The sequence below is a fragment of the Streptomyces sp. NPDC043812 genome (assembly GCF_056436245.1).
In genome coordinates, this window is the sequence record NZ_JBWKCY010000018.1 from 155,994 (window position 1) to 166,338 (window position 10,345).

Genomic DNA, 10,345 nt, shown 5'->3' on the forward strand with positions numbered 1-10,345 from the left:
AGCATGGCCACCCAAGGAACAGACCCTCTGACCGTCGAAGTCGTCGAACTCATCGGATCCGTCGTGGCCCGCTACTACGACGAGTACGAGCAGGCCGCGGCCAAGCACTCCCTCACCGGAGCCCAGGCCCGGGTGCTGGGGCTGCTGTCGCTGGAGCCGATGCCCATGCGCCGCGTCGCCCAGAAGCTGAAGTGCGAGCCGTCGAACATCACGGGGATCGTCGACCGGCTGGAGTCGCGCGGCCTGGTGGAGCGCCGCCCCGACCCGAACGACCGCAGGGTGAAGCTGGCCGCACCCACGGAGAAGGGCCGGGACACGGCAGGGCGGCTGCGCAGCTCACTGGACTTCGCACGCGAACCGCTGGCCGAGCTGTCGACCGAGGAGCGCACCGCACTGCGGGACCTGCTCCGGCGGATGCTGGGCGAGCAGCCGGACGCCCGCTAGTAGCCCTTTAGTAGCCCTTCGGGGTCCCGTCGGCCGCCGCGCACCGCGTCAGATGCACCACCACAGGAAACGGTCACAGGTGGGCGTGGGTGTCGGCTCCGGAGGCGGCGGGGCGGGCTGCGGCGGGGGCGGCGGACCGTCCGAGCCGGCCGGCGGCTCCCCGCTCGTCGAGGGCTCCGGGTCATCGGGGTCGCCCGTGGCCGACGGGGACGCCCCGCCACCGTCGGACGCGGAGGCGGACGGCTCGGAGGCCTTCGCGCCTCCCTCACCCTTTCCGTCACCGCCACCGGCCGTGGCCTTCCCGGTTCCGGACGCGCTCTTCGCGGGCCCCGGCGAGCCGGACGACGTCACGGCCGATTCCCGCACTTCCTCCGGACCGTCCGGCGCTTCCTGGGATGCGGAGGGTTCGATGCTCTCCGTCTCGGCGACGGCCCTCTCCTTCACGGAGGTGGCCGCACCGTCACCGCCCGACCCCTCGGTCGCGAGCTCCGCGAGACTCAGCGCGCCCGCGGCCAGCACCAGGCCGAACGTACCGATGACCACCTTGCGCCCACGCCGTTTGCGCCCCCGGCGGCCCGAGGACGCGGGCTTGCGGCGGGTTTGCGCCTGGCGGCGCGACGCGCGCGGCCCGGGCCGCGCAGGCTCGGGCTCCACGTCCAGTTCGTAGACGTGTTGCGCGGCGGGCGCGGTGGTGGCGTGGCGGCGGAGTTCCTCGACAGGGGTACCGCACCCGGCACAGGCCAGGGCGCCGTTGAGGTGCCGTCCGCACGGGTGGCAGTAATCCATGGCAACCGGAGATTATGCGGCGCCGGGGTACGAGCGGTGGCTCGGCCTGTGAGGATCTTGTGTGGAATCTTCACTTCCGCGGCGAGCCCGCTCGCATGTGTTGACGAAGAGCGGGGGCAGGATGTCGGGCATGAGTGTCAACGCCCCGTTCGGACCGCTCGACTTCCAGCTGGTGCTGCTGCGGCGGATGGCCGACCACCAGCCGGAGCTCGTCGACGACGCCCGCCGCCAACTGGGCGCCTCCCTCGCGCAGATGCGGGAGGCGAACCGGCGCTGGCAGGCGGGCCTGCGCTCACCCCGTGCCCGCGGCGCACTGGCCCGCTACCGCTCCGCGCTCGGCGAGCCCGAGTCGGTCGAGCCCCGGCGCATCGGCGACCTCACCTGCGAGGCGCTGCTGTGGCCGGTCCCCCTCTGGCCGGACCTCCGCTTCGAGGTGCTGGCCGCGAAGGGCGGCGCCGTGTGGAACGAGTGGCTGGTCCGCGCCCCGGGCGCACCTGGCCCCGCGTTGCGTACGGCGGAGGATCTGCTGCCCTGGTCGTGCACGGTGGACGAGGTGGCGAGGGCGTTCCCGCCCGCGCGGCCGATGGAGGGTTCGGCACCGACCAGGTGGCAGCTGGCGTTCACCCCGCCCGGCGGCAAGGAGTGCGTCGCGGAGTTCACCTGGGGCCTGCTGCAACGCCTGGTCCACGGCCCCACGGACTGACAGCCGCCCACCTGCCCGAAGGGGCCGCACGGGCCGCATGCCCGACCTCCCGACGGACTGACACGCCGCCGGCCCCTCCCCTAAGGGCCGCACGGGCCGCATGCCCGACCCTCCCCTGCGCAGGACGCTTTGCCCCGGCGGAATCTGGCGGTGCGTCAGGTAGGTACCCCCGACCGGCTCAGCCCAGCGCGCGCACGCGCCATTGCGATCGGACGATGCGAACAAGTACCGCACTCGGGAGGATCTGCCGTGACCGTCAGCCTGGAGCAGTTGCGCCGTTGCCACGTTGCCGTCGACCTGGGGGCCGCGCGGACCCGGGTCTTCGTGAAGGGCGCCGGACTCGTCGTCGACGAGCCGAGCGTCGCCGCCGTGAACACCCGGACCGGCGCGCTGATCGCGGTCGGCGCGCTCGCCGAGAAGATGACGGGACGCACACCCGGCTACATCCGCGTCGCCCGGCCCGTCTCGGGCGGCACCGTCGTCGACATCGAGATGGCACAGCGGATGCTGCGCCATCTGCTCGGCGAGAAGCTGCGGCGCCAGCTGCGCCGCAAGCCGCGGCTGCGGGCCGCGGCCAGCACACCGCACGACAGCGACCCACTCGCCCAGCGCGCCACCGTGGAGACCCTGGTCGGGCTCGGCGCACGCCGGGTCGAACTCGTGGACACCCTGATCGCCGCGGCGGTCGGCTGCGGGCTGCCGGTCGAGCAGCCCACCGCCACCATGATCATGGTGTGCGGTGCGGCGACCACCCAGATCGCGGTTCTCTCCCTCGGCTCGATCGTCACCGCCGAACGCATCCCGGTGGGCGGCAACGCCATCGACTACGCAGTGATCCAGCACCTGCGCCACCGGCACGAGCTCCTGCTGCCGAGCCAGTCCGTACGCCCCCTGCAGCTCGCGCTGAGCGGCAACGGCCTCACCGCCCAGGGCCCGGAGTCCACGGAGATCCACGGCCGGGACGTGGCCACCGGCCTGGCCCGCTCGGTGCGCGTCGACACCGCCGCCGTACGGGACGCCATCCACACGCCGCTGACCTCGGTGCTCGACGGCATCGGCAAGGTGCTGCGGGTCTGCCCGCCCGATCTGGTCGCCGATCTCGTCGACCGCGGCATCATGATGGTCGGCGGCAGCGCGCTGCTGCCGGGGCTGGACCAGATGCTGCGCGACGCGACGGGGATGCCGGTGCAGATCGCCGAGCGGCCCGACACCTGCACGATCCTCGGACTCGGCGCCATGCTGGACGGCAAGATCCGGCCGATGGTGCTCGACCCGCTGGCGGAGACGATGCCCGAGACCCGTCCCGGCGCCGGCAACGACATCCTTGCCGACTCCGACCTCGGCCGATGACCCGATGGCCTCCGGTGCGCCGGAGACCGGGCCCCAGCTGCCCGGCGTGCAGCCGCCGCCGACGCTCGCCGCGCTGCTGGAGGCCGTCGTCGGCGTCGGCATCGACCTCGAACTGCACGCCACCCTCCAGCACATCGTCGACACCGCATCCGGACTGACCGGGGCGCGCTACGCCGCACTCGGTGTGGTCGATCCCGAGCGCGGCCGGATCACCGAGCTGTTCACGGCCGGGATGAGCGACGAGGAGCGGGAGCGGATCGGGCGGTTGCCGACTGGTGGGAGAGGTCTCATCGGCGAACTCGTCCACCATCCGGAACCGCTGCTGCTGGACGACCTGACAGCCGATCCGCGCTCGTGCGGCGTACCCGACGAGCATCCGCGGATGCGGTCCTTCCTCGGTGTCCCCATCCGGGTCCGCACCGAGGTGTTCGGCAATCTGTATCTCACCGAGAAACGCGGTGGGCCGTTCACCGACGAGGACCTGGCGCTGCTGCGGGTCCTCGCCTCGCAGGCGGGTATCGCGATCGGCAACGCACGGCTGTACGAGACGGCCCGCCAGCGGGAGCGCTGGATCGAGGGCGCCGCGGCCGTCACCACCGCGCTGCTCTCCGAGGGCAGCGCGGACGATGCGCTGGTGGCCGTTGCCGAGCGGGCCCGGGTTCTCGCCGGCGCGGCGGCGGGCGTGGTGCTGCAGCCCACCGAGGAGGGCGGCATGGAGATCGTCGCCGCGTCCACGGAGGACGACCCCGGGGACCTCGTCGGCACGACGATCGCCCCGGGCTCGCCGGTGCTCGTGCAACTCCTCGGCGGTCAGCCGGTGTTCATCGAGGACTCGGCGAGCGACCCGCGGATGACAACGCATGTGCGCAGCCGGTTCGGGCCGTCGATGATGCTGCCGCTGCAGAGCGGCGGCCGGCTGATCGGCACGCTCGCCCTCCCGCGGCACCGGCACGGCCGCCCCTACACCGCCCTCGAACGGCTGCTGGCCTCGCAGTTCGCCTCGCAGGCCGCGCTCGCGCTGGTGCTCGCCGACGCCCAGCACAACCGGGAGCAGATCGCCGTCTACGAGGACCGCGACCGGATCGCCCGCGATCTGCACGACCTCGTCGTCCAGCGGCTGTTCGCCACCGAGATGATGCTGGAGTCCACGCGCCGCCGGGCCGCGGCCGACGAGAACGACGAGCTGCTGGGCCGGGCGGTCGACGAGCTGGACTCGACGATTCAGGAGGTGCGGACGGCGATCTTCGCGCTGCAGCAGCCGCCGGCCGAGGCACCGACGACGTTCCGCGGCCGGGTGTTGCGCGAGACCCGCGGGGCGGCGGTACTGCTGGGCTTCCCGCCGTCCGTGCACTTCAGCGGTGCCGTCGACTCGCTCGTGCGCGAACCGGTGGACGAGCGGCTGCTGGCGGCGCTGCGCGGCGCGCTGGCCGCAGCGCACCGGCGCCCGGGCGTGGCGGGGATCGATGTGGACATCGACGCGAACGTGATCCTGCCGGACGGTCGGGACGGAGTGCGGCTGCGGGTCAGGGACGACGGCCTGCGGGAGGACGGCGAACGGAGCACCACCGTCACCTGGGAGTCCCCCCGATAGCGTCGCGCAGGGCGATGCGGGTGCTGGACTGGGCGACGCCGGCCTCGCGTTTGAGGGTGCGCAGCAACGCGTCCAGCTCCGCCGGGTCGGCCGCCCTGGCCCGGACGAGATAGTCGTACGCACCCGTGACATGGACGACCTCGGTGATGCCCGGCAGCTTGAGCACGACCCGTTCGAACTCCTCGTTCGTGGTGTCGAGCCGCAGCGTGATGTCGATGAAGACGACGAGGCCGGGACGGGGGCCGGCCGTCGGGTCCACGAGCGTGGTGAAGCCGCGGATGACGCCGTCACGGAGCATCCGGCGCACACGGTCGGCGGCGGCGTTGGCGCTGAGGCCGACGCGGACACCGAGATCGCGGTAGGAGATCCGCGCATCCTCCCGCAGCACGCCGAGGATCTCACTGTCGATGCGGTCCATTCCGCGATTGTCGCAGTCGGCGCCGTAATGCGGCCGCGGGAGCACGGAGCGATCCATGACGGTGTGCGCATGACGGAGATCTGGACGACGGCGGCCGCCGGAGCGGTGGCGGGCCTGGGCGTGGCGGTACCGGTGGGAGCGATCGGCGTGCTGCTCGTCCAGGAGGCGATGCGCAGCCGCCGCACCGCGGTGGCCGCCGCCGCGGCGGTGGCCACGGTCGACATGGCGTACGCGGCGGTGGCCACCGCTCTCGGCCCGGTGGTGGCGTCGGCCCTGTCCGGGGTGGAGGCATGGGTGCGGCTCGTGTCGGCGCTGGTCCTGGCAGCGATCGCGGCGCACGGCCTGTGGTCGTCGATGCGCGAGCGCGCGACCGCCACCGCTCCGGCGGACGCGCCGGAGCCGGAGCCCGCGGCGGGGCGGCTCACGACCGCGGCGCGCCCGCGCCCGACCGCGGTGTTCGTCCGGTTCGCCGCGCTCACCCTCGTGAACCCGACCACCGCCCTCTACTTCGCCGCCCTCACCACCGCCCAGGGGGACGCGCTGCGCGGCGGGGCGGCCGGCGCCGTCTTCGTCGGGGGTGTCCTCGCCGCCTCCCTCGCCTGGCAGCAGTTGCTGGTGGCGGTCAGCGGATTCGCCGGGGCCAGGATCTCCGAGCACGCCCGCGCGTGGACGTTCCGGATCGGGTACGGACTCGTCGCCGTCTACGCCGTGAAGATTGCCCTTCCGCTGCCCTGAACCGCCGCCCGTACGGAGCAGTTCCGCGCGCCGCGTACCCGGTCAGGCCCTTGACTGGGCCCGTGGAAGCCGACGCCGAGCCCTCCCCCGCCGCGTACCGCAACCTGATCACGGCCACGATCGGATTCACGCTCACCTTCTGGGCGTGGAACCTGATCGCACCACTGAGCGGCGACTACAAGGAGCGGCTCGACCTGACGTCGTTCCAGCAGTCCCTGCTCGTCGCCGTACCGGTGCTCGTGGGGTCGCTGGGCAGGATCCCGGCAGGCGCGCTGACCGACAAGTACGGCGCGAAGCGGATGTTCCCGCTCGCGTCCGCGCTGACCATCGTGCCCGTGCTGCTGCTGATCCCGGCGAAGAACTCCTACGGGGCCATGCTCGCCGTCGGGTTCCTGCTCGGACTGGGCGGCACGACCTTCGCCATCGGCGTTCCCCTGGTCAACTCCTGGTTTCCGCCCGCCAAGAGGGGTTTCGCGATCGGTGTCTTCGGCATGGGGATGGGCGGTGTGGCCCTGTCCGGGTTCTTCACCCCCCGGATCGCCGAGCACGGCGAAAACCTCCCCGCCATCGTCGTGGCGATCGCACTCGCCGCGTTCGCCGTGCTCGCGGCCGTGCTGATCAGCGACCGTCCGGACAGACCCGTGCCCACGGCGTCGCTCGCCCACCGGCTGGGCGAGGCGGGACGGCTCCGCGTCACCTGGGAACTGTCCGCCCTGTACGCGATCGGGTTCGGCGGCATCGTGGCGTTCGGCGTCTATCTGCCCACGTATCTGAAGACGTGGTACGAGCTCGATGCGACCGACGCCGGTACCAAGGCGGCCGGGTTCGCCCTGGTCACCGTTGTTTTCCGGCCGTTCGGCGGCTGGCTGTCCGACCGGGTGCACCCGGCGATGGTCACCTCGGCGGCACTGGGCTTCGCGGCACTGACGGCGATCGTCCAGGCCTTCGATCCCCCGCTGAACCCGGGCGGCACGATCGCGCTGCTGTGCATGGCCGCCGGGCTGGGCACGGCGAGCGGCAGCGTGTTCGCCCTCGTCGCCCAGGTGACCCCTCAGCCCCAGGTCGGCAGCGTCACCGGCATCGTCGGGGCGATGGGCGGCCTCGGCGGCTTCGTACCGCCGCTGGTGATGGGTGCGATCTACAGCGCGAAGGACTCGTACTCGATCGGTTTCATGCTGCTGTCGGATCTCGCGCTGGCGGGCTGTGTGTACGCGTACGGCAGGATGCGCACGCTCCGCCCGACTGCGTGACCCCGTCGACGCCCGTCCACAGCGACCGGCCCGCCGCCGCCCGGTCCCCCGTGGATCCGGGCCGCGGCGGGCGTGCTGCCCCCGCGGGACCGATCGTGCCGGACGGCCGGGTGTCGGCACATCGTCCTGCGGGCGGACCCCCGGCTTCCGGCGCCTCAGCCGTACGGCGGAGGCGCAAAGTGGACAATGGTGCGGCGGGAGGCCGAGATCGGCGTTCACGGCACGCGAGATCAGGAGGTCGACGGGTGAGTTCCCTCTTTCCGGCGCTGACGGCCACGGCCGGCGCCACCGACCGGACCGCCCTGCGGTTCGGGGACCGGACCCTGACGTACGGAGAGCTCGCCGGGGCGGCCGGGGCGCTCGCCGCGCGGATCGGTGCCGCCGGGCCTTCGGGACGGGTTGCCCTGTGGGCGACGCCGACACTGGAGACCGCGGTCGGGACGGTGGCCGCGCTGCTCGCCGGGGTTCCCGTCGTTCCGCTCAACCCGAGGACGGGCGAACGGGAGCTGGCACACATCCTCGCGGACAGCACACCGTCGCTGGTGCTGGCGGCGCCCGGGGACGAACTGCCCGCCGCGCTGGGCGAACTGGAGCGGGCCGACATCCCGGTGACGGGTTCGGGCGTCGTACCGGAGCGGGAGCCGGGGCCGGACGCCCCCGCCCTGATCGTCTACACCTCGGGGACCACCGGACCGCCGAAGGGGGCGGTGCTGCCGCGGCGCGCCGTTGCCGCCACGCTCGACGCGCTGCAGGACGCGTGGCAGTGGAGCGCCGACGACGTGCTGGTCCACGCACTCCCGCTGTTCCATGTGCACGGGCTGATCCTGGGCGTCCTCGGGCCGTTGCGCCGCGGCGGAGAGGTGCGGCACCTGGGCAGGTTCACTCCCGAGGGAGTGGCCCGCGAGCTGGACCGCGGCGGGACGATGCTCTTCGGCGTACCGACGATGTACCACCGCCTCGCCGAGACCCTGGCCACCGATCCGCAGCTCGTGAAGGCACTCGCCGGAGCGCGGCTGCTGGTGTCGGGGTCCGCCGCGCTGCCGCTGCCGGACCATGCGCGGATCGCCGCGGCGACCGGGCGGCGCGTGATCGAGCGGTACGGCATGACCGAGACGCTGATGAACACGAGCGTGCGCGTCGACGGCGAGGCCCGGCCGGGCACCGTAGGGGTGCCGCTGCGCGGGGTCGGACTGCGGCTCGTCGAGGAGGACGGTACGGAGATCGCCACGCCCGACGGAGAGACGATCGGCGAGATCCAGGTACGCGGCGAGAACCTGTTCACCGGGTATCTGAACCGCCCGGACGCGACGGCGGCCGCATTCGACGGGGAATGGTTCCGCACGGGCGACATGGCGGTGCGCGACCCCGACGGTCATGTGCGCATCGTGGGGCGCAGGGCGACGGATCTGATCAAGAGTGGCGGCTACAAGATCGGCGCGGGTGAGATCGAGAACGCCCTGCTGGACCATCCGGCGGTGCGCGAGGCCGCGGTCACCGGCGAGGAGGACGCGGACCTCGGCGAGCGGATCGTCGCCTGGATCGTGGCGGCCGACCCCCGCACACCGCCGTCGGCCGAGGAGTTGACGGCGCATGTGGCGGCGCAGCTGGCACCGCACAAGAGGCCGCGTGAGGTCCGGTTCCTGGACGTCCTGCCGCGCAACGACATGGGCAAGATCATGAAGCGGGCGCTGAGCCGTGGCTGAGCGGATGTCCGCGCGCGAGGCGGTCGCGCTGGTCTGCGACGGCTTCACGGAGCGCGACATCGCGGAGGTGCCGGAAGTCGGGGACGGTCCGCTGGACTGGGCGGGATACGGCGCGGCGCGCGACCGGGCGGCACGGCGCACGGGCTCGGCCGAGTCCGTCGTTCACGGCGAGGCGACGATCGACGGACACCCCTGCGTGGTGATCTCGTTCGAATTCGGCTTCCTGGGCGGTTCGTTGAGCGAACGCGCCGGCGCCCGGCTGGAGGCCGCCTACACCCTGGCGCGCGAAAGCCGCAGGCCGCTCGTGTCGCTGATCGCGACGGGCGGCAGCCGGATGCAGGAGGGGATGATCGCGCTGTCCCAGTTGCAGCGGGTGGCGCGCGCGTCGGTGCTGCTGCGCGAGGCGGGCGTCCCGCATGTCGCCGTACTGCGCGACCCGACGACGGGCGGCGGCTGGGCGACGCTCGGGGCGGGTGCGGATGTGATCCTCGCACTGCCCGGCGCGCAGGTCGGCTTCGCGGGCTCCCGGGTACGCCCGGCGGACGCGGACCCGGCGGCGTACACGGCGGAGGGCCAGCTCGCGGCGGGCCAGATCGACGCGGTCGTACGGCCCGATGCGCTGCGGGACACCGTTGCCTTCTGGGTCGGCGCGCTCGCCACGGCCGGGGCGGCCGACGATCCCGACCCGGTTCCGCCGCCGCGCGCGCTGGGCGAGGCCGGGGAGCTGCCGGGCAGCGGATGGGACGCCGTGCTGGCGGCCCGGGCATCGGTCAGGCCCCGGGCGGAGGCCTATCTCGACGACTACTTCGCACGGCGCGAGCCGCTGCGGGGCGACCGCTGCGGCGGGGAAGACCCCGGGATGCTCTGCGGGGTGGGCCTGCGGGACGGGCGGCCGGTGGCGTACGCGGCGCAGTGCGGGACGGCGAACCGGCCGGCCGGTTTCCGCACGGCGGCGCGGGTGGTGCGGCTGGCGGACCGCTTCCGGCTGCCGGTGCTGACGCTGGTGGACACACCGGGTGCGGCGAACGACGCCGAGGCGGAGCGGGCGGGAGCGGGCGCGGCGATCGCGGAGCTGTTCGCGGCGATGGCCGCGGCGCGCACACCGCTGACCACACTGCTGATCGGCGAGGGCGGCTCCGGGGGCGCGCTGGCACTCGCCGCTCCGGGCAACACCTGGGCGGCTCCGGACAGTTATTTCTCGGTGATCGCCCCGGAGATGGCCGCGGCGATCCTCAAACGCGCCCCTTCCGACGCCCGCCACACGGCGGACCAGCTCCGCCTGCGCCCCCAGGACCTCAAGGAGCTGGGCGTGATCCGCGGGGTGGTGGGGCGGGGATCTCATTAGCCCTGTGCGGGCGGGCGCAC

General features: G+C 73.4%; 10 protein-coding genes. 8 read left to right on the forward strand and 2 right to left on the reverse strand.

Going from position 1 to position 10,345, the window contains the following annotated elements; all coding sequences use genetic code 11:
* Positions 1-3 precede the first annotated feature (3 nt).
* Entirely contained in the window at positions 4-444 is a 441-nt protein-coding gene (locus tag AC067Z_RS25890) for a MarR family winged helix-turn-helix transcriptional regulator (RefSeq protein WP_478791989.1), read from the forward strand.
* A gap of 48 nt (positions 445-492) precedes the next feature.
* Here the strand turns inward: AC067Z_RS25890 and AC067Z_RS25895 are convergent, their stop codons facing one another.
* The gene (locus AC067Z_RS25895; protein ID WP_478791990.1) at positions 493-1,230 is read right to left on the reverse strand and encodes an SCO2400 family protein; all 738 of its coding nucleotides are present in this window, start codon (positions 1,228-1,230) and stop codon (positions 493-495) included.
* Positions 1,231-1,360: 130 nt separating this feature from the next.
* Between AC067Z_RS25895 and AC067Z_RS25900 the strand changes: the two genes are divergently transcribed.
* From AC067Z_RS25900 to AC067Z_RS25910, 3 genes are all read left to right on the forward strand, one after another.
* Positions 1,361-1,933 (forward strand): hypothetical protein, encoded by a 573-nt coding sequence (locus AC067Z_RS25900; protein ID WP_478791991.1) that lies wholly within the window; start codon positions 1,361-1,363, stop codon positions 1,931-1,933.
* Between the two features lie 249 nt (positions 1,934-2,182).
* Entirely contained in the window at positions 2,183-3,283 is a 1,101-nt protein-coding gene (locus tag AC067Z_RS25905; RefSeq protein ID WP_478791992.1) for a rod shape-determining protein, read from the forward strand.
* Positions 3,284-3,287: 4 nt separating this feature from the next.
* Positions 3,288-4,874: a GAF domain-containing protein gene (locus tag AC067Z_RS25910; RefSeq protein WP_478791993.1), complete on the forward strand. Its 1,587-nt coding sequence runs from the start codon at positions 3,288-3,290 to the stop codon at positions 4,872-4,874.
* Here the strand turns inward: AC067Z_RS25910 and AC067Z_RS25915 are convergent.
* Positions 4,852-5,292: an Lrp/AsnC family transcriptional regulator gene (locus tag AC067Z_RS25915; protein WP_478791994.1), complete on the reverse strand. Its 441-nt coding sequence runs from the start codon at positions 5,290-5,292 to the stop codon at positions 4,852-4,854. The two genes, AC067Z_RS25910 and AC067Z_RS25915, sit on opposite strands and share 23 nt — an antisense overlap.
* Before the next feature lie 69 nt (positions 5,293-5,361).
* On the opposite strand from AC067Z_RS25915, the gene AC067Z_RS25920 reads away from it, so the two are divergent.
* From AC067Z_RS25920 to AC067Z_RS25935, 4 genes are all read left to right on the forward strand, one after another.
* Positions 5,362-6,027: a LysE family transporter gene (locus AC067Z_RS25920; protein WP_478791995.1), complete on the forward strand. Its 666-nt coding sequence runs from the start codon at positions 5,362-5,364 to the stop codon at positions 6,025-6,027.
* 62 nt (positions 6,028-6,089) lie between these two features.
* Positions 6,090-7,277, forward strand: coding sequence for an MFS transporter (locus AC067Z_RS25925; RefSeq protein ID WP_478791996.1), 1,188 nt, complete (start codon positions 6,090-6,092; stop codon positions 7,275-7,277).
* A 245-nt stretch (positions 7,278-7,522) separates the two neighbouring features.
* Positions 7,523-8,980 (forward strand): acyl-CoA synthetase, encoded by a 1,458-nt coding sequence (locus tag AC067Z_RS25930; protein ID WP_478791997.1) that lies wholly within the window; start codon positions 7,523-7,525, stop codon positions 8,978-8,980.
* Positions 8,981-8,984: 4 nt separating this feature from the next.
* On the forward strand, positions 8,985-10,325 hold the full coding sequence (locus tag AC067Z_RS25935) for a carboxyl transferase domain-containing protein (RefSeq protein WP_478792021.1): 1,341 nt from the start codon (positions 8,985-8,987) through the stop codon (positions 10,323-10,325).
* Positions 10,326-10,345 lie beyond the last annotated feature (20 nt).

Excerpts from the sequence above, each read along its gene's own strand:
- AC067Z_RS25895 (WP_478791990.1), bottom strand. The coding sequence starts at position 1,230 with ATGGATTACTGCCACCCGTGCGGACGGCACCTCAACGGCGCCCTGGCC.
- AC067Z_RS25890 (WP_478791989.1), top strand. The coding sequence starts at position 4 with ATGGCCACCCAAGGAACAGACCCTCTGACCGTCGAAGTCGTCGAACTC.
- AC067Z_RS25935 (WP_478792021.1), top strand. The coding sequence starts at position 8,985 with ATGTCCGCGCGCGAGGCGGTCGCGCTGGTCTGCGACGGCTTCACGGAG.
- AC067Z_RS25920 (WP_478791995.1), top strand. The coding sequence starts at position 5,362 with ATGACGGAGATCTGGACGACGGCGGCCGCCGGAGCGGTGGCGGGCCTG.
- AC067Z_RS25915 (WP_478791994.1), bottom strand. The coding sequence starts at position 5,292 with ATGGACCGCATCGACAGTGAGATCCTCGGCGTGCTGCGGGAGGATGCG.
- AC067Z_RS25910 (WP_478791993.1), top strand. The coding sequence starts at position 3,288 with ATGGCCTCCGGTGCGCCGGAGACCGGGCCCCAGCTGCCCGGCGTGCAG.
- AC067Z_RS25900 (WP_478791991.1), top strand. The coding sequence starts at position 1,361 with ATGAGTGTCAACGCCCCGTTCGGACCGCTCGACTTCCAGCTGGTGCTG.